This window comes from Pseudomonas sp. GW821-FHT09E12, assembly GCF_059416085.1.
In genome coordinates this window covers 347,950-366,521 of sequence record NZ_JBWKOM010000006.1, presented here as the reverse complement: position 1 = coordinate 366,521, position 18,572 = coordinate 347,950, and the positions used below count along the sequence as shown (strand labels likewise).

Sequence of the window (18,572 nt, the reverse complement as noted above, 5' to 3'; positions counted from 1 at the left end):
CTCACTGCGGCGCGCGCAGACGCTGGCTCAATTCGTCGAACAGCGTCACCACCGCGCGCAGCGCCCGGCAGTCGGCCCGGGTCAGCAACCAGAGCGCGGTGTCGCACCCCGGCAGCGGGTCGCTCAGGGATTGCAGGGCGGTGGTGTCGTCGAGCAGGAAATCCGGCAACACCGCCACCCCCAGCCCGGCCTTCACCAGTTCGCTGACCGCCAGCATGCTGTTGCAGCGATAGCCTGGCACCACACCGGGCAACGCCTGCCGGCGCCAGGCCACCGTGGCGTGGTCCGGGAGAAAATCGTCCGGGGCGATCCAGGTCAGCCCGGCCAGATCCGTCGAGGCGGCCGACTGCCTGTAGGCCGGGCTGGCACAGACCCGGTAAGACACCGCCCGCAACTGCCGGCCCACCAGGTGCTCGGGCGGCGTGCGTGTCAGGCGCAGGGCCAGGTCGGCGTCGCGCCGGCTGAGGTTGGCGAAATCATTGGAGGTGCTGAGCTCCAGGGCCAGTGCCGGATAGCGCGGCATGAAGTGCGCCAGCGCCGGCAACAACAGGCCCTGCAGCACCGAGTCGGTACAGGTCAAGCGCACCGTGCCGCTGACCACCGCGCCGCCCTGCTCCACCCCGACCCGTGCCGCGTCCAGTGCCTGTTCCGCGCGTTCGGCCTGCTCGGCCAGGGTGCGGGCCAGGCCGGTGGGCAGGTAGCCGGCGCGGCTCTTGTCGAACAGCTGCTGGCCCAGCGCAGCCTCGAGGCGGCGCACCGCACGGAACACCGTGGACACATCGACTTTCAACAACGCCGCCGCGCGGGCCAGGGAGCCGCCGCGCACCAGGGCGAGGATCAGCGACAGGTCGGGGTAGTCGAGCCGATAGTGCGTGGCTGCATTGATCACTTGGATAAACGCCAATATTGAGTGCGTGAGCGCCAATCTATAGTGGCATCCAGCAACCGACAAGCGTTGGCCCTACCAGGAGAAATCCATGCCGCACATCGCTGCACATCGCCCTGGTGGGCGACTACGACCCTCAGGTCACCGCGCACCAGGCCATTCCCCTGGCCCTGGAAATGGCCGCCGAGGAAACCAGCCTCAAGGTGCACTATCGCTGGCTGGCCACCGACAGCCTGACCAGCGACGCGCCACTGCAAGCGGTCGACGGCATCTGGTGTGTGCCCGCCAGCCCCTACCGCTGCATGGACGGCGCCCTGCGCGCCATCCGCTTTGCCCGCGAACAGCAGCGGCCCTTCCTCGGCACCTGCGGCGGTTTTCAGCACGCAGTGCTGGAGTACGCGCGCAACGTGCTGGGCTGGGCCGATGCCGAACACGGCGAAACCCATCCCGAGGCCGAGCGCGCCTTGCTCACGCCGCTGACCTGCGCCCTGGTGGAAGCCACCGACAGCATTCATCTGAGCGAAGGCAGCCGCATCGCCGAAGCCTATGGCGAGCGCCTGATCAGCGAAGGTTATCGCTGTCGCTACGGGGTCAATCCGCAGTTCGCGGCGCAACTGCTCAAGCACAACCTGCGCCCCAGCGGCTACGACTCGGCCGGCGACCTGCGGGCGGTGGAACTGTGCGACCAGCGGTTTTTTGTCGCCACCCTGTTCCAGCCGGAACGGGCAGCGCTCAAAGGCGTCGTGCCGCCCCTGGTCAGCGCCCTGCTCGCCGCTTGCCTGGAGCGTCACGCATGATCGCCCGCACACCCGAGGCGCCCTATTACGCGGTGATTTTCAGCGCCCAACGCCGCGAACCGGACCCGGCCTACGAGCAGACCGCCGAACGCATGGTCGAACTGGCGCGGCAGCAACCGGGGTTTCTCGGCCTGGAGTTCGCGCGTAACGAGGAGGGCTTCGGCATCACGGTCTCCTATTGGCGGGACCAGGCCTCAATCCTCGCCTGGAAGCAGCATGCCGAACACCGCATCGCCCGCGAACGCGGGCGCAGCGACTGGTACGCGGCCTGCCACACCCGGGTGTGCAAGGTCGAACGCGCCTACCTGTTCGAACGCTGAGACCTGATCGCGAGCAAGCTCGCTCCTACAGAAACCGCCCCCTGTGGGAGCGAGCTTGCTCGCGATAGCGCCAGCCCGGCCACCGCGCATCCCGGTTATTGCGCCGCCGGCAGCAGATTGCGCACCGCCGAAATCTCCGGCAGGTCGGTGCGGCGCATGTACACGCGCAAGGGTTCACTGATGTTGATGCGGTCGTCGATGTTCTGTTCCAGCAGCAGCTGGATCAGCTCGCGCTTGAGCACCATGACCTGGCCCTCGGCGCTGGCCCAGACGAATTCGCTGGCGGGGGTGATGGCGTCGTCGGCGACGTCCATGCCGAAGGAGTCTTCGCTGAAGCGCACGATGTGCTGGCCGCTCTTGCGGTTGAAACCGACAAACCCCTTGAGCTGGTCGGCAGCCTGGCAGATGAGTTCGGATGTGATGCGCATGGTAAACCTCACTGAGTGTCCCGAAGGACAGGTGATCGATGGTTTACACGCCAGGCAAGAGTGGAAATGTTTTCGGGCTTCCCTCTGACGGGGAAACTTCAGGGCGCAAGCGTACTGCAAAGCACCCCACAAAAGCGTCGGAAAATTTGCCGCAGGTGCAGATTTATGTCGGTTTCGCGATAGCACAACGGCCATTCAATTGTTAAAAGGTAGTCCTTTGAAAATCGCCCTCCACGAAAGGACCTCGACCATGCCTGCCACCTTCACCAAAAGCGCCCTGATGCTGAGCCTGATGCTTGGCCTGGGCCAGGCACAGGCCGCCAGCCCAAGCCCCACCGCACTGGCTGTCAGCCAAGGCATTCCACACCCCGCGGTGATCGCTCACCGGGGCGCGTCCTTCGATGCACCGGAGTCCACCGCCGCCGCCTACAAACTGGCCCGCGACCTGGGCGCCGACTACCTGGAAATGGACCTGCAACGCAGCAAGGACGGCGTGCTGTTCGCCCTGCACGACAACAACCTGCAACGCACCACCGACGTCGCCAGCAAGTTTCCCGAGCGCAAGGACAGCCCGGCCAACGCCTTCACCATGGCCGAGCTGAAAACCCTCGACGCCGGCAGCTGGTTCAACCAGGCCTATCCCGACCGTGCCCGTGCGAGCTACGTCGGCCTGAAGATCCTGACCCTCGACGAAATCATCGACATCGCCCAGAGCAACCCGCATCACAAGCCCGGCCTGTACATCGAGACCAAGGAGCCCAAGCAGTTCCCCGGCATCGAGCACGACCTCAAGGAAAAACTCCAGGACCGCGGCTGGCTCAGCCCGGCCGGCTCCAAGCTGGCGAAAAGCGACCTGGCGGTAGGCCAGGGCAAAGGCAAGGTGGTGTTGCAGACCTTCGAGAAGAGCAGCCTGGAACTGCTGCAGAAAGAAATGCCGAAAGTGCCGAAGATCCTCCTGCTGTGGATCGGTGAAGGCGGCATGCAGCCCAAGTCCGACGTGACCTTCGCCAACAGCGGCGAGAAGGACAAGGCGGCCTACTACGCCAAGCAGGAGCCCAAGGACAAGGCCGAGTTCGAGCAGTGGGTCAGCTACGCCAAGGCCCAGGGTGCCATCGGCACCGGCCCGTCGGCGGCACTGGCCAACGGTGGCGACCAGAGCTATTTCGACCTGGTGCAACCCTGGATGAACCAGTTCACCCACGACCAGGGCCTGCTGGTGCACGTTTACACCATCGACGAGCCAGTGGACTTCAAGAAGGTCCTGGACTCCGGTGTCGACGGCATCTTCACCAACCGCGCCGCTGAACTGCTCAAGTACGTCAAGCGCCCGGCCAGCGGCAGCGTCAGCCAGTTGCTCGAGGCCAACGGCTACTGAGCCGGTCGCCGTGCGCACGCCCGAGTGGACAGGCCAGCTGTGGCTCGGGCGTGACTACGGACTGATCCAGGGCGAGCTGGGGCGTACCGCGCCCCACGCCCACTACGCCCATCAACTGATCCTCGCCCCCACCGCACCGGTCACCGTCAGCCTCGACGGCCTGCCCTGCACCGCCCGACAGGTGTTTATCCCGGCCATGCAACGGCATGCCATCCTCGATGCGCCCGGGACCCTGTTCACCCTCTACGCCGAACCGCTGACGATTGACGCCCAGGCCCTGCAAGACAGCCTGCTGGGTGTCGAGCTGACGCTGCCGGCGCTGACCGAGGCGCTGCGGCGTTGCCCGCGCCGAATCTTGCAGGACCGGCGGATCGAAAAGGCCCTGGCCGCCCTCGACCGACAATTGGCAGGCAAGGTCTCGGCCAGTGCCCTGGCAGCCCACGCGCACCTGTCCCTGAGCCAGCTGGAACGGCTGTTCAGCGGCCAGCTTGGGTTGCCGGTGCGGCGCCTGGTGCTGTGGCGGCGCCTGCGCCTGGCGATGGGCCTGGTGCTGGCGGGCCAGGCCATCACCGAGGCCGCCCATGGCGCTGGGTTTGCCGACTCCGCGCACTTCTCCCGCACCCTGAAAACCCTGTTCGGCGTCACCGCGCGCCAGGCCCTGCAACATATCGAGCTGCGCCTGCTGGACTGACTCAACGACGCAACGGCAAGGGCACCGGCGGTTCCTCCTGCACGGCTTGCCTGCTGAAAGGTGCCAGCAATTGTCGCCAATACGCCTGCGGATAATCCGGCTGGCTGCCGATGCCCAGGTCGCCCTGGCGGATCGGGTAGGCCGAGGAATAAAACGCCGTGCCCAGCAACCAGTCCCAGACATTCAGGAACAGGCCGAAATTCACATTGCCGGCGGTGCCGTACTTCATGTGGTGAAAGCGATGCATCGGCGCCCAGGCAAACACCCAGCCCAGGGGACCGGGGCGCATGTCGACATTGGAGTGCTGCAACAGCAGCTGGATGGCAATGGCAAACGCCAGCAGTTGCGCCACCGGCAAGGGGATTCCCAAAAACAGCAGCGGCAATAGTCCGGCGCTGGCTTCCAGCAACTGATGCAGCGGGTGCTTCATCAAGCCGTTGAAGCCATACAAGCGCTGCACGCTGTGATGCACCGCGTGCAGGCGCCACAGCCAGGGCAGCCGATGGCTGAAGTAATGCGCCAGGGTCAGGCCGCAGTCGGCGATGACCATCGCCAGCGCCAACTGCGCCCACAGCGACCAGCCGCGCGGCCACAGGCCATCGAACGCCAGCAGGCTCACCAGCCCCGGCAACAGCAGCAACCCCAGGGCGTTCAGGCTTTCATTGACCAGCGCGTGCAACACGTCGCGCAAGCGATCCTGCCGCGGGCGGTTCCAGTCCACCTCATAGGGCAACCACCACTCCGCCAGAAAGGACACCCCGAGCGCCCCGGCGAACACCAGCAGCAACCAGCCCGGGGCCAGCCCCGGCGTGCCCATCACCCACACGCCAGCGCCGATGAAGCCGGCGAAAAACGCGGGACCGTACAAACCTTTGATCATTGCTTTCATCACTGCCTCTCCTGTTCGAGAGCACAGCTTGAAAGACCCGAGGGCGACGGCGATTGAACAAACGGCGCAAAGCTTGCGCTGAATTAAGGGTGAATTAAGTTGTACCGGCTAACCTGAACCCACTTAAACGAATCACCCCAAGGAAAGACCCTATGAAAACGTTGACTGCCCTGTTCGCCGCTACCGCCCTGACCCTGACCGCCGGCCTGGCCCAGGCCGACGTGCGCCCGGACCTGATCCCGGGCCTGCTCAAGGCCGGCACCATCATGGACCTGGAAAAACTCAACCAGGCAGCACTGGCCGAACACCCTGGCACCACCGCCGCCAACATCACCGACACCGAGCTTGAGCAAACAGCGGCCGGCGCCTACGTCTACCAGGTGGAACTGCGTGACGCCAAAGGCGTCGAGTGGGACGTCGATCTGGATGCCAAGACCGGCAAGGTCCTGAGCAACAAGCAAGACAAGTAATTCTTCAGGACAAAAAAAGCCGCGCGGCCGAAAGGCCACGCGGCTTTTTCATGCCCTGGCGCATCAGGCACTCAGGCGTGCCGTCACCTCGTTCAACTGCCCCGACAGCTCGTGCAGGTTCTGGCTGGCGCGCTCGGTGCGCTGCACGTTATCCAGGTTGGTGCTGGCGATCGTGGTGATTTCGGTCAGGTTGCGCGAGATGTCCTCGGCCACCGAGGTCTGCTCTTCCGCCGCCGTGGCGATCTGCCGGTTCATGTCGCGGATCGCCTCGACCGCCTCGGTGATCCGCTCCAGCATGGCGCCGGCCTGGGTCACCTGCTCGACGCTGGCATCGCTGCGCGCCTGGCCACTCTCGATCGCATGGGCGGCGTCCAGCGCGCCGGTCTGCACGCTCTGGATAATCTGGTTGATCTCGATGATCGACGCCGCGGTGCGCTGCGCCAGGCTACGTACCTCGTCGGCGACCACGGCGAAACCACGCCCGGCTTCGCCGGCCCGGGCCGCCTCGATGGCCGCGTTGAGCGCCAGCAGGTTGGTCTGCTCGGCGATGCCGCGGATCACCTCCAGCACCTTGCCGATACGTCCGCTGTCGGCTTCCAGGCGGCGGATCACCTCGGCGGTGTTGGCGATTTCGCCACGCATCAGGGTGATGGTGTGGATGGTGCCCTGCATCACCTGCTCGCCCTGCTGGGCCGACTGGTCGGCGTCATCGGCGGCGCGCGCCGCATCCGCCGCATGGCGCGCCACTTCCTGGGCGGTGGCGGACATTTCATTCATCGCCGTGGCGACCTGGTCGGTGCGATTGAACTGATCGTTGGTGCCCTGGGACATCAGGGTGGCAATCGCATTCAGCTCGCCGCTGGAGCTGTCCAGGTCGGTGGCGCTGCGCTGCAGGCGGCTGAAGGTTTCGGCGAGGAAATCCCGCAAGGTGTTGGCGGCCACCGCCAGCTTGCCCAGCTCGTCCTGACGGCTGCTGGCCACGCGCTCGGCAATCCGCCCACGGCTGAGTTGCGCCACGTAGTCGATCAACTGGCGGATCGGCTCCACCAGGCTACGGTTGACCAGCCACAGGCTCAGCAGGCCGATCAACAAGCCCGAGGCCAGCATCACCAGCAGGCCGATCCACACCGTGCGTTGGGCGGCGGCGCTGATGTCGCGCGACCGCTCGCTGCCCTGCTTGCGCAACTCGCTCACCAGTTCGCTCATCTGCTCGCTGGTGGCGCGGTCCACACCCTTGACCGCGGCATCGCCGGCGGCCGGATCGGCACCGGCGGCGACAAAGGCATCGCGGCCTTTCTGGTAGGCCGTGCCCAGCACCCGGTGCTCTTCACGCAAGCGCTCGATACGGCCCTTGAGCGCCGCATCGATGCCGGGCTCGGCCGCCAGCTGGCCAAGAATACCCTGCACATCGCGCTGGCGATCCTCGAACTGCTGCCAGTATTTACTCAGGTCGGCTCTCTGCTTGCCACGCAGCAACACGTTTTTCCATTCCTGCACCTGGACCTTGAATTGCAGGTTGGCTTCATCGATCAACTGCGAGGTGCGCAACGGCCCCTCGATCAGTTCGCGATAACTTTGCACGCCGTTGGACAGGAAGTGAAAACACGCCAGCGCGATCAACAGCACCGCCAGCAGGCTGCCGCTCAACAAAGCCAGAACTTGCGCTCTCAGGGATTTTTGCAAGGACATCGAATGAGATCTCTCAACAGGGATAGAGCACGCCCGAGGCGGGCATGGGTAGCGTGCGAACATCCCTGTCAGGCGAACCGGGGCAAGCCGATCGCGCAGTCGTCGTAGGCGTGATCGGCCTGAAAGAGGCATTCTTGAGCGCCTCCGACAACCGGTTATAACCGCCGAATATTGCACTTCGAATCGTCACAAAACAGTCATGAAGCCTTGCGATGATCGGGCTCAAGTGAACCTGTAAAACCGCCTACAGGTGCCTTCCCTCCTGCGAGCCTCCATGAACCACAGCATCGACCATGCTCATCGCGATTCGGATCTGTTCGGCCTGCTCTACGGCTTTGCGTTTCGCCCCGGCGAGCGGGGTCGCGAACTGGATTCGGCCAGGGCCCTGCAAGCCCTGCAACAGCCGGACGATGGCGAGGCGTTTCTCTGGCTGCACCTGAACCTGGCCCATGCCGCCTGCGAACGCTGGATGCAGACGCACCTGGCCCTGCCCGAGGAATTCTTCGAGGCCTTGCACGAAGGCTCGCGCTCGACCCGTATCGAGCATGTGGATTCGGCCCTGCTGGCGGTGGTCAACGACGTGGTGTTCAACTTTGGCAGCATGGTTTCCTCGGACATCTCCACCCTGTGGGTCTGTGTGCGCAGCCGGCTGATCGTCAGCGCGCGCCTGCAACCCTTGCACTCGGTGGACAAGCTGCGCTCCTCTGTCAAGGCCGGCGAACGTTTCCGCTCGCCCCTGGAACTGCTGGTGCACCTGCTGCGCGACCAGGGCGAAGTGCTGACCCAGATCGTGCGCAAGACCAGCCTCAACGTCGACCAGATCGAAGACCAGTTGCTGGCCGCGCGGATCGCCACCAACCGTGCCGAGCTGGGGGCCATGCGCCGGGTACTGGTGCGCCTGCAACGCCTGCTGGCGCTGGAGCCGGGCTCGCTGCTGCGGCTGCTCAACCGGCCGCCGCAATGGCTGCAGAAGGAGGACGTCAAGGAGCTGCGCAAGTCCACCGAGGAGTTCGCCCTGATCATCAACGACCTCACCGCCCTCGGCGAGCGGATCAAGCTGCTGCAGGAAGAGATCGCCGCCAATATCAACGAACAGACCAACCGCACCCTGTTCACCCTGACCGTGGTCACGGTGCTGGCGCTGCCGATCAACATCATCGCCGGCTTCTTCGGCATGAACGTCGGCGGCATTCCCTTCTCCGAGGACCCGGAGGGCTTCTGGATCCTCGTCGCGCTGGTCGCCACCTTCACCGTCATCGCCGGCCGCTGGGCGTTTCGCAAGCGCCAGGATATGTAGGCCGCCGCCCGCTCGCTCCTACAGAAAATGGCGCGGCTTCTTGACCAGTGGTTAAAGGATTCACCCAAACACTGACCTGAGGCAGCCTCTCTGTAATATTTGGCAACGATCATGGGCGACACTCCTCCCTGCCACAGGATTGTCCGGCAATGGCCACCCCTTCCCTGACCGCCACCTCCCCTTCCCCCGCCCTCGAAGCCAGACCGCAACTGGACAAAAAAGCCAGCCCCTTCACCCTGGTGGTGTTCTTCGCGGTACTCGCCATGGGCCTGTTGTTCACCGCCTACAGCCTGATGCACGACGTGCACGAACTGGGCACCACGGTCACCACCTGGACCCCGTTCCTGCTGCTCGGCGTGGCGCTGCTGATCGCCCTGGGCTTCGAGTTCGTCAACGGTTTCCACGACACCGCCAACGCCGTGGCCACGGTGATCTACACCCACTCGTTGCCGCCACATTTCGCGGTGGTCTGGTCGGGCTTCTTCAATTTCCTCGGCGTGCTGCTGTCCAGCGGCGCAGTGGCCTTCGGCATCATCGCCCTGCTGCCGGTGGAGCTGATCCTGCAGGTCGGCTCGTCGGCCGGCTTCGCCATGATCTTCGCCCTGCTGATCGCCGCCATCCTGTGGAACCTCGGCACCTGGTGGCTGGGCCTGCCAGCCTCGTCGTCCCACACCCTGATCGGCTCGATCATCGGCGTCGGCGTGGCCAACGCCCTGATGCACGGCCGCGACGGCACCAGCGGCGTGGACTGGAGCCAGGCCACCAAGGTCGGCTACGCCCTGCTGTTCTCGCCGCTGATCGGCTTCGCCTTCGCCGCCCTGCTGCTCCTGGCCCTGCGCCTGTTCGTCAAGAACCGCGCGCTGTACAAGGCGCCCAAGGGCAACACCCCGCCGCCGTGGTGGATTCGCGGCATGCTGATCGTCACCTGCACCGGCGTGTCCTTCGCCCATGGTTCCAACGACGGCCAGAAAGGCATGGGCCTGATCATGCTGATCCTGGTCGGCACCCTGCCCATGGCCTACGCGCTGAATCGCACCATGCCGGCCGACCAGGCCCTGCAGTTCGCCGCGGTGGCCGAGGTCACCCAGCAAGCCCTGGTGAAAAACGCCCCGCAACCGGCCCCCGCCGACCCGCGCGCGGTGCTTTCCGACTATGTGCGCAACAAGGAAGCCACGCCGCAGCTGGTCCCGGCCCTGGCCGCCCTGACCGGTCATATCGGTGACGAAGTGAAGGGCTACGGCTCATTGGCCAAGGTGCCGGCCGAAGCCATGGGCAACGTGCGCAACGACATGTACCTGAGCAGCGAAACCATCCGCCTGATGGACAAGAACCAGGTCGGCGACTTCGACGCCGACACCCAGGGCAAGCTGCAACTGTTCAAGCAGCAGATCGACAACGCCACGCGCTTCATTCCGCTGTGGGTGAAGATTGCCGTGGCCATCGCCCTCGGCCTGGGCACCATGGTCGGCTGGAAACGCATCGTGGTCACCGTCGGCGAGAAGATCGGCAAGACCCACCTGACCTACGCCCAGGGCGCCTCGGCGGAAACCGTGGCGATGCTGACCATCGGCGCTGCCGATCTGTTCGGCCTGCCGGTGTCCACCACCCACGTATTGTCTTCAGGTGTGGCCGGGACCATGGTCGCCAACGGCGGCGGCCTGCAGATGCAGACCATCCGCAACCTGCTGATGGCCTGGGTACTGACCCTGCCGGCGGCGATCCTGCTGTCCGGCAGCCTGTACTGGCTGTTCACCCAATTGTTCTGAACACCGCGATCACCCGTAGCCGCTGCCGCAGGCTGCGATCCAGTCCGCAGGACTGGCCAACGGGACAACGTGCAATATCAGGAAAATCGCGGGGTCAGGTTTTGGGGCCGCTGCGTCGGAATGCTGCCCAAGCCCATCGCAGCCTTCGGCAGCGGCTACATGGACTATGGCTGTCTGGGGCGGTCCTGCCGAGCCAGGCGCTCAACCCTGAGCGGTTGAACGCCACGGCGCCGAGAGATTCAGGAACAGCGGGTGCCAGGGTTTTGCGCCCAGCGTTTGGCGGTGCCGGCAATGCGCTTGGCCAACTCGTCGATGGCCCGCTGGTGGGCCTGGACCAGGCTCGACAGCTCGACGCTGGCCGGCTGGCTGATGCGGCTGCTGCAGGTCAGGCTGCGACGATCGACACCATCGCCGCGCAGGCGCAGGTTCCACACCACGTCGATCAGCGCATAACGCCCCGGCACCGACTCAAAGCGGCGCACATCGGTCTGCAACGACAGGATCGGCTGCCCCGCGGACTTGGGCAGGCCTTCCAGGTTGCGCGTGCCCAATTGCTGCTCCATCTGGCTGGCCAGGGCGTCGTGGAACTCGTCCACCAGCGGCGCGCTCCAGCGCGCGGTTTCCAGGATCGCCAGGGTGCCGCCGTCCTGGCGCACCACGACTTGCGGCTGGTCGACCTGCGTCGGAATGCGCACCCCGGCCATCTCGAACTGCAGGCCCGACGCCATGCCACCAGCCGCCGCCGGCTCGGGCGCCGGCGGCATCAGGGTGTAGTAATGGGTCGGCGCCGAGCTGCAGGCCGCCAGGCCCAGGGACGCGATCAGCAACACTAGAGTTTTTTTCATGGCTGGACTTCCGATTCAGGCTCACGAGAAGACGAGGTCGAGGATTTGTAGGCGTCCGGCTGATTGTCCTTGAGCCGCCCACGGATCAGTGCTTCGGGATGACGACTGAGGAAGTCGGTGAGTACCCGCACCGAACGGGCGGTGCGCTGCACTTCGTCCATCGCCTGGCCCAGTTGCAGCCGCTGCGGCGAGTCCTCGGAGAAGCTGTCGTTGGCCGTGGTCAGGGTTTTCTTGGTCTGCTCCAGAGTGTCACGCATTTCTGGCAATACCTTGCCGTTGACGTTCTGCAAGGTCTTCTGCATCTCGGTCAGGCTGCCGTTGAGGTTGTTGGCGATGGTATCGATCGGCAATTTGCTGATCTTCTCCACCACTCGCTGCAACTGCTCCTGCAACTTGTCGAGCCCGCCCGGTACGGTGGGGATTTCCAACGGCCGCGCGGTCGCATCGAAAGCCACCGGCTTGGCGTTGGGGATGAAGTCCATGGAGATATACAGCTGGCCGGTCAGCAGGTTGCCGCTGCGCGCCTGGGCCCGCAGGCCATGCTGGACGAAGGCACCGATCAGGTAACCCGCGCGACTTTCGTCGGCGCCGCTGAGCTTCTCCAGTTGCTGATGGACCTTGCCCAGGCGTGCCGGGTAGATCACCACCCCGACCACGGTGGAGAAGGTCTTTTTCTGCTCGTCGTAATCCAGGTCCATCGACACCACCCGGCCGAAGTTCACCCCGAGGAACTCCACCGGCGCATTGAGCGCCAGGCCGCGCAGGGTCTGGTCGAAACGCATGCGCATGTAGTACGGGTCGCCATCGGGCGGCGCCAGCGCGGTGTCCTGGTCGGCGAACAGCTGGTAGCTGGCGTTTTCCTCGGCCGGCTTGGCGTTGGGGCTGTACTTGGGTTCGACGAAGGCGATGCCGCCGGCGAGGATTGACGATATGGATTCAGTGTTGACCTTCAGGCCGTTGGCGCCCAGGGTCACGTCCACGCCGCTGGCGTTCCAGAAACGCGAGTCGGTGGTGACGAACTGGTCGTTGGGGGTATTGACGAAGATCCGCACGTCCACGCCCTTGCCGTTTTCCGACAGCTTGTAGGAAATCACCTGGCCCACCTCGATGCGCCGGTAATAGACCGGCGAACCGACGTCCAGCGAGCCCAGGTCATCGGTACGCAGGGTGAAGCGCTTGCCCTTTTGCCCGTAAGTCACCGGGGGCGGCGTTTCCAGGCCGACGAAGCTCTTCTTGCGTTTTTCTTCCTGGCCGGCGTCGGCGCCGATAAAGGCCCCCGACAGCAGGGTGTCGACCCCGGACACACCGCCCGCGCCAATGCGCGGGCGCACCACCCAGAACATCGAGTCGGCGGCGGTGAAGGATTCCGCCGACTGGTCCAGCTCGACCTTGGCGATCACCTTGCTGCGGTTCTTGCTCAAGGCGATGGAGGTGACCTTGCCGATCACCACGTTCTTGTATTTGACCTGGGTCTTGTTGGCTTCCAGGCCTTCGGCGGTCTGGAAGCTGATGGAGATCTCGGGCCCGGCCGACAGCGACTTGTGCACCAGCATCGACAGGCCGACCAGGGCCGCGACTATGGGCACGATCCACACCAGCGAGATATTGAACCGGCGCGTCCTGACCGCGGGGGTGCCCGGTCTCGCTGGCGCGCTTGAAGCGTTGGAACCTGGATGATCAGACATCTTCAACCTCTACATCCCAGATAAGCCGGGGATCGAAACTCATGGCCGCGAACATCGTCAGGACCACGACCAAACCAAAAAACAGGATGCCCATGCGCGGTTCGATCGAGCTCAGGGCGTGGAATTGCACCAGCGCCGCCACCAGGGCGACCACCAGCACGTCGAGCATCGACCAGTAGCCGATCACCTCGATAAAGCGGTACAGCTTGGCGCGCTCGCGCATCGCCCAATGGCTGCGGCGCTGGCAGGTGATCAGCAGCATCCCCAGAACCAGGAACTTGCTGCACGGCACCACCACGCTGGCGATGAAGATCAGCAGGGCAATGTCCCAGGAGCCGTGCTGCCAGAACTCCAGCACGCCGCTGAGAATGGTGTTTTCGCTGCCGCTGCCGAAGATCTGGGTATACATCACCGGCAGCACGTTGGCCGGGATGTAGAGAATCAGGCTGGCCACGAGAAAGGCCCAGGTACGGCTCAGGCTGTTGGGTTTGCGCGCATGCACCACGGCCTCGCAGCGCGGGCAGTAGTGAACGTCCTGGGGGCAGGTCTGGCCGCAGGTGTGGCACAGCATCAGGCCCAGGTCGCGGGCATAGGGAGGCTGATTCATCAGTAACGGCCCTCCAAGTCGTCCCAGAGGCGGCGGATGCCCTTGCCGGAAATCAGGATGATCAGCACCGTCAGCATCGCCAGCGACCACAGCCCCAGGCCCGGGTGCACGTCGAGCATGCCGGCCAGCTTGACGATGGCCACCAGGATGCCCAGCAGGCACACCTCCAGCATGCTCCACGGCCGCAGATGTTCCAGGGCCCGCATGCAGGCCTTGAAGCCCGGCGCCGCGCGCCCGATGTTGGCAAAGCCCAGCACCCAGCACAGCAGGGCAATCTGCAGGCCGGGGGCAAGGATGATGGCCAGGCCGGTGACGGCGGCGATCAGGCTGATGCGGCCCTGGGCCAGGGCTTCAACCGACTGCCAGAGGGTGGCTTCGTTGCTCAGGCCTTCGAGGCTGATGCCGATCACCGGAAAGGCGTTGGCGAACACGAACAGCAGCGCCGCAGTGATCGACAGGGCAAGCAGCTGCTGCACGTTCAGGTGCCGGGCGCGCTCCAGCACCGCCCCGCAGCGCGAGCACTGGGAGGTCTGGCCTTTTGCAAGCGGTACGGATTCGTACAGCGAATCGCAATGCTCGCAGATGATCCAGTTGGGAGAGAGTGTCATGGTCTTCGAGTCAGGTGGGACAGCGGAGGGCGCTAATCCATGGCGCGTATTCTCTGCAAAAGTAGAGGATGGTGTCTAGTTTTACCTGAGGACTGCAAACACCCTGGTGCGCCATAATGTATGCCCCTTTCTGCCTCTCAGACCATGAACGATTCAAAAATGCTCCCGGCCAAAAACTCGCGCTCGCCGAAACAGACTCGTGGCCATGAACGGGTCACGGCGATTCTCGACGCCTGCGCCCACCTGCTGGTCAGCCAGGGAGTGGCCAGCCTGACCATGCATGGCCTCGCGCGCGAAGCCGGCACCTCCATCGGTTCGCTGTACCACTTCTTCAGCGACAAGCAGAGCGTGCTCGATGCCCTGGGCCAGCGCCATATCGACGCCATCGACCGGATCACCGCCAACCTCCTGGCCATCGACCCGGCCACCTGGGTCGAATCGAGCAGCCAGGAGGTGATCGACCGGATGATCATGCCGATCATGGAATACCTCGAGACCCATCCCGACCTGCTGCAGATGATCAGCCCCACCTTCGCCCCCGGCCAGCTCCAGGCCCCGGACGTGCATGCGCGCATCCAGGAAACCTACGACCGTATGCTCGCCCTGCGCCTGCCCACCGCCAGCGCCGCGGAGCGCGACGCTTACGTGACGGCCATGCGCGGATTGCCCATCGGCCTGTTCCAGGTTGCTCTGGAGAATAGTCAGCTCAAGAGCATCCTGCTGTTGCAGGAAGTCCCCCGGGCGATGAAAGCCTACCTGGAGGCCATCGAGCGGCCCCACGCCGCCCGCTGACCCTTGCGGTTTTCAACTGGCGCGATCGAGCGGGCGACGCAGCATCAAGCGTTCCCGCACCAGGTCGTAACCCCAGTGATAGACATAGGTGTACGGCAGGAAGAACAGCAGCACGCCGATGTCGAGAATCAACGCCTGCATCAGGCTGACCTGCAGCCACCAGGCGATCAGCGGCACGCTTACCGCCACCAGGCCACCTTCGAACAGCAGCGCATGGGCGACCCGGGTCCAGCCGCTGGGTGCCAGGGCCAGGCGCTTGAGCAGGCGGTCGAACAGACCATTGAAGACCACGTTCCAGGCCAGGGCGATCAGGCCGATGGCGATAGTCGCCACGCCCATGTCGACAAAGGGTTTGTCCATGATCCAGGCCAGCAGCGGCGTACACAGCGCGAACGCCAGCAGCTCGAAGCCCACGGCCTGGAAAACCCGTTCGGTCAAGGATTTGGTGTTGCTCATGATCCGGCTCCCGCCAGTGAATGTGGTTGCCATGATCACCTTATGTTCCGATACTTCATAATCATTAACCATCGATCAAGGCGATAGTTCATGGCCTCATACGAAGTACTGCTGGCCTTTGTCCAGGCGGCCACCCAAGGCTCGTTTTCCGCGGCCGCGCGCAAGCTCGGCAAGAGCCAGTCGACCATCAGCGCAGCGGTGGCAAGCCTGGAGATCGACCTCGACCTGCAGCTGTTCGACCGCAGCAGCCGCAAGCCCGCCCTCACCCCGCAAGGCCACGTCATGCTGCAGCGGGCCGAAGACATCCTGGCCGCCACCAGCCGCCTGGAAATGGCCGCCAGCCAGCTGGCCCAGGGCGTGGAAGCCAAGCTCACGGTGGCCCTGTCCGACACCTATCAGTCGGATCGTTTCGAGACCTCGCTGAGCGCCTTCGAACAACGCTACCCGGACCTGGAGCTGGAATGCCTGATCGCCGAATGCGACGACCTGATCGAGCTGGTCCAGCGCGGTCGGGCGCAGATCGCCTTTGCCGAGATGCAGCCCGAATACCCGGCGGACCTCGACCATTCGACGGTGGACGAGCGCACCGAAATCGCCCTGTTCGTGTCGCGCAACCACCCCTTGGCGGCGCTGAAAAATATCGATCAGGCACGCCTGCAACAGCACCGCGAGCTGCGCCTGGCGACCATCGTCAACCCCTACGACAGCCGGGCCCGGGGCCGGGTGTGGTCGGCGCCGAGCTACCTGATGCTGCTGGAAATGGCCCAGGGCGGCTTTGGCTGGGCGCCCCTGCCGCGCTGGCTGGTGGAACGTTTCGGCGCCGACAGCCTGGTGGAACTCGATGCCCGTGGCTGGCCGCGCAACGTGGCGGTCGATGCCCTGTGGTCGCGCCTGCATCCGCCAGGCCCGGCGGGCAGCTGGTTGCTGGGGCGGATGCTGGAATAAGCGTTTTGTGCAGAGGCTCGCCCCGCTGGCGGCCGCTCCGCGCCCGATCGCAGCCTGCGGCAGCGGCTACAGGGTTCGGCTGATCTGAAGAAAAGCGCATCGTTGCGACGTTTCCGAGGTCGCTCCCGGCCCCTGCTCGCGCCACAATCCCTGTAGCCGCTGCCGCAGGCTGCGATAAGGCCGCAGGCCTTCAACGATCGTCAATAGACCACGACCGCTAGGCCGACCGCAGTCTTCGGATCGACAGGCGTTCAGAGGGTTTTCAGGGCTTCGAGCCTGTTCTCGATAAAACGCCGCTCCGGTTCCTGGCGGGTCAGTTCCAGGGCGCGCAGATAAGCCTGGCGCGCCGGCTCCACCCGGGCCAATTGCCGACAGAACTCGGCCCGCGCCGAATGGGCCAAGTGGTAATCCTGCAACTCGCCCCGAGCGAGGATCGCCTCGACCCGCTCCAGGCCGGCCAGCGGTCCGTCCCGTTGGGCGATGGCAACCGCGCGGTTCAGCTCGATCACCGGCGAGGGCATGACGCGCAACAGCACGTCATACAGGCCGACGATCTGCTGCCAGTCGGTTTCCCCGGCGGTCGCCGCCTCGGCATGCACCGCGGCGATCGCCGCCTGCAGGCAGTACGGGCCGAAACGGCGGGTGCCCAGGGCGTGCTCCACCAGGGCGCAACCCTCGGCGATCAGTTCGCGGTCCCACAGCGAGCGGTCCTGTTCGTCCAGCAACACCAGCTCACCGGTGGCCGAGGTCCGCGCCAGGCGCCGCGACTCATGCAGCAGCATCAAGGCCAGCAGGCCCATCACTTCGGGTTCCGGCAGCAGTTCCAGCAACAGACGGCCGAGGCGGATCGCCTCATGGGTCAGGTCTTCGCGGGTCAGCTCGGCGCCCATCGACGCCGAATAGCCTTCGTTGAACACCAGGTAAATCACCCGTAACACGCTGTCCAGGCGCTCGGGCAGCTCGCCCAGGGACGGCACCTGATAAGGGATGTGCGCATCGCGGATCTTGGCCTTGGCGCGCACGATGCGCTGGGCGATGGTGGCCGGCGTCGAGAGAAAGGCCCGGGCGATTTCCTCGGTGGTCAGGTCGCAGATTTCCCGCAACGTCAGCGGCACCTGGGCGTCCGCCGCCAGCGCCGGGTGGCAGCAGGTGAAGATCAGGCGCAGGCGGTCGTCTTCCAGGTCCTCCTCGCTCCAGTCTGCCTGCTCCAGCTCTTCGAGCTGGCTGACCAGCGCCGCCTGGGACGCGGCGAAACGCGCCCGCCGACGCAAACCGTCGATGGCCTTGAAACGCCCGGCCGACACCAGCCAGGCCCGCGGGTTGTCCGGTACGCCGTCGCGCTGCCAGCGCTCGACCGCGACGAAGAACGCCTCGTGCAAGGCCTCTTCGGCAAGGTCGAAATCCCCCAGCAGGCGAATCAGGGTCGCCAGGATCCGCCGCGACTCGTTGCGGTAGACCGTTTCCACCAGCGCCTTGACGCTGTCTTGCGCCACCGCCGGCATCAGTCCGGCATGCCTCGGGTCACCAGGCTTTCCAGGCGATCCAGGCTCTGCCCCCAGCCCTCGTGAAAGCCCATGGCTTCATGGGCCTGGCGATCCTCTTCGCTCCAGTGCATGGCGCGAGCGGTATAGAGAGTCTTGCCGTCCAGGTCGTCGAAGGTCACTTCGGCGCTCATGAAGGCCTTGCCCGAAGGAATCCAGCCCGGCAGGAAGGCATCGGTGAACACCAGCCGCCGCGGCGCGACGATCTCCAGGAACACGCCCATGGTCGGGTATTCGTTGCCGTCCGGGGCGCGCATCAGGGTGCGAAACTGGCCGCCGACCCACAGGTCCATTTCGCACTCCGGGGTGGTCATGCCGTGGGGTCCCCACCATTGCACCAGCAACTGCGGTTCGGTCCAGGCACGGAACAGCTTGCCGGGCGGCGCATCGATCAGGCGGCTGATGGACAACTCATATTGGGCGGGCGCACGGCCCACGCTGTGCTCGGTCATGGCGAAACTCCTGCTTATGCTTGTTTTTTCAGG

At 65.0% G+C, this 18,572-nt stretch carries 20 protein-coding genes; 9 read left to right on the top strand and 11 right to left on the bottom strand.

Going from position 1 to position 18,572, the window contains the following annotated elements; all coding sequences use genetic code 11:
- Position 1: 1 nt before the first annotated feature.
- Positions 2 to 889, bottom strand: coding sequence for a LysR family transcriptional regulator (locus tag AC07PQ_RS19975; RefSeq protein ID WP_007925178.1), 888 nt, complete (start codon positions 887 to 889; stop codon positions 2 to 4).
- 47 nt (positions 890 to 936) lie between these two features.
- Here AC07PQ_RS19975 and AC07PQ_RS19970 point away from each other — a divergent pair, with 47 nt between their 5' ends.
- Both AC07PQ_RS19970 and AC07PQ_RS19965 read left to right on the top strand, forming a co-directional pair.
- Positions 937 to 1,683: a CTP synthase C-terminal region-related (seleno)protein gene (locus AC07PQ_RS19970; protein ID WP_493186170.1), complete on the top strand. Its 747-nt coding sequence runs from the start codon at positions 937 to 939 to the stop codon at positions 1,681 to 1,683.
- Positions 1,680 to 2,003, top strand: coding sequence for an antibiotic biosynthesis monooxygenase family protein (locus tag AC07PQ_RS19965; protein ID WP_007925176.1), 324 nt, complete (start codon positions 1,680 to 1,682; stop codon positions 2,001 to 2,003). Before AC07PQ_RS19970 ends, AC07PQ_RS19965 begins: the two co-directional genes overlap by 4 nt.
- A gap of 95 nt (positions 2,004 to 2,098) precedes the next feature.
- Here the strand turns inward: AC07PQ_RS19965 and AC07PQ_RS19960 are convergent, their stop codons facing one another.
- Entirely contained in the window at positions 2,099 to 2,431 is a 333-nt protein-coding gene (locus AC07PQ_RS19960; RefSeq protein WP_007925175.1) for a DUF2025 family protein, read from the bottom strand.
- A gap of 250 nt (positions 2,432 to 2,681) precedes the next feature.
- Between AC07PQ_RS19960 and AC07PQ_RS19955 the strand changes: the two genes are divergently transcribed.
- Both AC07PQ_RS19955 and AC07PQ_RS19950 read left to right on the top strand, forming a co-directional pair.
- Positions 2,682 to 3,806: a glycerophosphodiester phosphodiesterase gene (locus AC07PQ_RS19955; protein WP_493186053.1), complete on the top strand. Its 1,125-nt coding sequence runs from the start codon at positions 2,682 to 2,684 to the stop codon at positions 3,804 to 3,806.
- Positions 3,807 to 3,816: 10 nt separating this feature from the next.
- On the top strand, positions 3,817 to 4,497 hold the full coding sequence (locus AC07PQ_RS19950; protein ID WP_007925173.1) for a helix-turn-helix domain-containing protein: 681 nt from the start codon (positions 3,817 to 3,819) through the stop codon (positions 4,495 to 4,497).
- 1 nt (position 4,498) lies between these two features.
- Here AC07PQ_RS19950 and AC07PQ_RS19945 read toward each other — a convergent pair whose 3' ends face one another.
- A complete protein-coding gene (locus AC07PQ_RS19945) occupies positions 4,499 to 5,386 on the bottom strand; it encodes a sterol desaturase family protein (RefSeq protein WP_493186054.1) in 888 nt (295 codons plus the stop codon).
- Positions 5,387 to 5,538: 152 nt separating this feature from the next.
- Between AC07PQ_RS19945 and AC07PQ_RS19940 the strand changes: the two genes are divergently transcribed.
- Positions 5,539 to 5,856 carry a PepSY domain-containing protein gene (locus AC07PQ_RS19940; protein WP_007925169.1) on the top strand — a complete coding sequence of 106 codons (318 nt, stop codon included), beginning with the start codon at positions 5,539 to 5,541 and terminating at the stop codon, positions 5,854 to 5,856.
- A gap of 63 nt (positions 5,857 to 5,919) precedes the next feature.
- On the opposite strand, the gene AC07PQ_RS19935 is transcribed toward AC07PQ_RS19940, so the two are convergent.
- On the bottom strand, positions 5,920 to 7,545 hold the full coding sequence (locus AC07PQ_RS19935; RefSeq protein WP_493186055.1) for a methyl-accepting chemotaxis protein: 1,626 nt from the start codon (positions 7,543 to 7,545) through the stop codon (positions 5,920 to 5,922).
- 274 nt (positions 7,546 to 7,819) lie between these two features.
- On the opposite strand from AC07PQ_RS19935, the gene AC07PQ_RS19930 reads away from it, so the two are divergent.
- Positions 7,820 to 8,842: a transporter gene (locus AC07PQ_RS19930; protein ID WP_007925164.1), complete on the top strand. Its 1,023-nt coding sequence runs from the start codon at positions 7,820 to 7,822 to the stop codon at positions 8,840 to 8,842.
- Between the two features lie 149 nt (positions 8,843 to 8,991).
- Positions 8,992 to 10,608 (top strand): inorganic phosphate transporter, encoded by a 1,617-nt coding sequence (locus AC07PQ_RS19925; protein WP_007925162.1) that lies wholly within the window; start codon positions 8,992 to 8,994, stop codon positions 10,606 to 10,608.
- 239 nt (positions 10,609 to 10,847) lie between these two features.
- Here AC07PQ_RS19925 and AC07PQ_RS19920 read toward each other — a convergent pair whose 3' ends face one another.
- Genes AC07PQ_RS19920 through AC07PQ_RS19905 form a run of 4 tightly spaced genes read right to left on the bottom strand, consistent with a single transcriptional unit; the run spans position 10,848 to position 14,353 of the window.
- A complete protein-coding gene (locus tag AC07PQ_RS19920) occupies positions 10,848 to 11,453 on the bottom strand; it encodes a PqiC family protein (protein WP_493186056.1) in 606 nt (201 codons plus the stop codon).
- On the bottom strand, positions 11,450 to 13,138 hold the full coding sequence (locus AC07PQ_RS19915; protein ID WP_007925158.1) for a PqiB family protein: 1,689 nt from the start codon (positions 13,136 to 13,138) through the stop codon (positions 11,450 to 11,452). Before AC07PQ_RS19915 ends, AC07PQ_RS19920 begins: the two co-directional genes overlap by 4 nt.
- A complete protein-coding gene (locus tag AC07PQ_RS19910) occupies positions 13,131 to 13,745 on the bottom strand; it encodes a paraquat-inducible protein A (protein ID WP_053262326.1) in 615 nt (204 codons plus the stop codon). The genes AC07PQ_RS19915 and AC07PQ_RS19910 overlap by 8 nt, the downstream gene beginning before the upstream one ends.
- Positions 13,745 to 14,353 (bottom strand): paraquat-inducible protein A, encoded by a 609-nt coding sequence (locus tag AC07PQ_RS19905; protein WP_007925154.1) that lies wholly within the window; start codon positions 14,351 to 14,353, stop codon positions 13,745 to 13,747. The genes AC07PQ_RS19910 and AC07PQ_RS19905 overlap by 1 nt, the downstream gene beginning before the upstream one ends.
- 144 nt (positions 14,354 to 14,497) lie before the next feature.
- Between AC07PQ_RS19905 and AC07PQ_RS19900 the strand changes: the two genes are divergently transcribed.
- A complete protein-coding gene (locus tag AC07PQ_RS19900; RefSeq protein WP_007925153.1) occupies positions 14,498 to 15,145 on the top strand; it encodes a TetR/AcrR family transcriptional regulator in 648 nt (215 codons plus the stop codon).
- Positions 15,146 to 15,157: 12 nt separating this feature from the next.
- Here the strand turns inward: AC07PQ_RS19900 and AC07PQ_RS19895 are convergent, their stop codons facing one another.
- Positions 15,158 to 15,601, bottom strand: coding sequence for a multidrug/biocide efflux PACE transporter (locus AC07PQ_RS19895; RefSeq protein WP_007925152.1), 444 nt, complete (start codon positions 15,599 to 15,601; stop codon positions 15,158 to 15,160).
- Between the two features lie 90 nt (positions 15,602 to 15,691).
- Here AC07PQ_RS19895 and AC07PQ_RS19890 point away from each other — a divergent pair, with 90 nt between their 5' ends.
- The gene (locus AC07PQ_RS19890) at positions 15,692 to 16,546 is read left to right on the top strand and encodes a LysR family transcriptional regulator (protein WP_007925151.1); all 855 of its coding nucleotides are present in this window, start codon (positions 15,692 to 15,694) and stop codon (positions 16,544 to 16,546) included.
- A gap of 251 nt (positions 16,547 to 16,797) precedes the next feature.
- Here the strand turns inward: AC07PQ_RS19890 and AC07PQ_RS19885 are convergent, their stop codons facing one another.
- The gene (locus AC07PQ_RS19885; RefSeq protein WP_493186057.1) at positions 16,798 to 18,048 is read right to left on the bottom strand and encodes an RNA polymerase sigma factor; all 1,251 of its coding nucleotides are present in this window, start codon (positions 18,046 to 18,048) and stop codon (positions 16,798 to 16,800) included.
- Complete coding sequence (locus AC07PQ_RS19880; RefSeq protein WP_053262329.1) at positions 18,048 to 18,539, bottom strand: SRPBCC family protein; 492 nt, start codon at positions 18,537 to 18,539, stop codon at positions 18,048 to 18,050. Before AC07PQ_RS19880 ends, AC07PQ_RS19885 begins: the two co-directional genes overlap by 1 nt.
- Positions 18,540 to 18,572 lie beyond the last annotated feature (33 nt).

What these genes read in the sequence shown, in the direction of transcription:
- AC07PQ_RS19940 (WP_007925169.1), top strand. Translation starts at nt 5,539, where the DNA reads ATGAAAACGTTGACTGCCCTGTTCGCCGCTACCGCCCTGACCCTGACC.
- AC07PQ_RS19905 (WP_007925154.1), bottom strand. Translation starts at nt 14,353, where the DNA reads ATGACACTCTCTCCCAACTGGATCATCTGCGAGCATTGCGATTCGCTG.
- AC07PQ_RS19885 (WP_493186057.1), bottom strand. Translation starts at nt 18,048, where the DNA reads ATGCCGGCGGTGGCGCAAGACAGCGTCAAGGCGCTGGTGGAAACGGTC.
- AC07PQ_RS19945 (WP_493186054.1), bottom strand. Translation starts at nt 5,386, where the DNA reads ATGAAAGCAATGATCAAAGGTTTGTACGGTCCCGCGTTTTTCGCCGGC.
- AC07PQ_RS19920 (WP_493186056.1), bottom strand. Translation starts at nt 11,453, where the DNA reads ATGAAAAAAACTCTAGTGTTGCTGATCGCGTCCCTGGGCCTGGCGGCC.
- AC07PQ_RS19935 (WP_493186055.1), bottom strand. Translation starts at nt 7,545, where the DNA reads ATGTCCTTGCAAAAATCCCTGAGAGCGCAAGTTCTGGCTTTGTTGAGC.
- AC07PQ_RS19910 (WP_053262326.1), bottom strand. Translation starts at nt 13,745, where the DNA reads ATGAATCAGCCTCCCTATGCCCGCGACCTGGGCCTGATGCTGTGCCAC.
- AC07PQ_RS19925 (WP_007925162.1), top strand. Translation starts at nt 8,992, where the DNA reads ATGGCCACCCCTTCCCTGACCGCCACCTCCCCTTCCCCCGCCCTCGAA.
- AC07PQ_RS19965 (WP_007925176.1), top strand. Translation starts at nt 1,680, where the DNA reads ATGATCGCCCGCACACCCGAGGCGCCCTATTACGCGGTGATTTTCAGC.
- AC07PQ_RS19880 (WP_053262329.1), bottom strand. Translation starts at nt 18,539, where the DNA reads ATGACCGAGCACAGCGTGGGCCGTGCGCCCGCCCAATATGAGTTGTCC.
- AC07PQ_RS19890 (WP_007925151.1), top strand. Translation starts at nt 15,692, where the DNA reads ATGGCCTCATACGAAGTACTGCTGGCCTTTGTCCAGGCGGCCACCCAA.
- AC07PQ_RS19930 (WP_007925164.1), top strand. Translation starts at nt 7,820, where the DNA reads ATGAACCACAGCATCGACCATGCTCATCGCGATTCGGATCTGTTCGGC.
- AC07PQ_RS19915 (WP_007925158.1), bottom strand. Translation starts at nt 13,138, where the DNA reads ATGTCTGATCATCCAGGTTCCAACGCTTCAAGCGCGCCAGCGAGACCG.
- AC07PQ_RS19895 (WP_007925152.1), bottom strand. Translation starts at nt 15,601, where the DNA reads ATGAGCAACACCAAATCCTTGACCGAACGGGTTTTCCAGGCCGTGGGC.
- AC07PQ_RS19900 (WP_007925153.1), top strand. Translation starts at nt 14,498, where the DNA reads ATGAACGATTCAAAAATGCTCCCGGCCAAAAACTCGCGCTCGCCGAAA.
- AC07PQ_RS19955 (WP_493186053.1), top strand. Translation starts at nt 2,682, where the DNA reads ATGCCTGCCACCTTCACCAAAAGCGCCCTGATGCTGAGCCTGATGCTT.
- AC07PQ_RS19960 (WP_007925175.1), bottom strand. Translation starts at nt 2,431, where the DNA reads ATGCGCATCACATCCGAACTCATCTGCCAGGCTGCCGACCAGCTCAAG.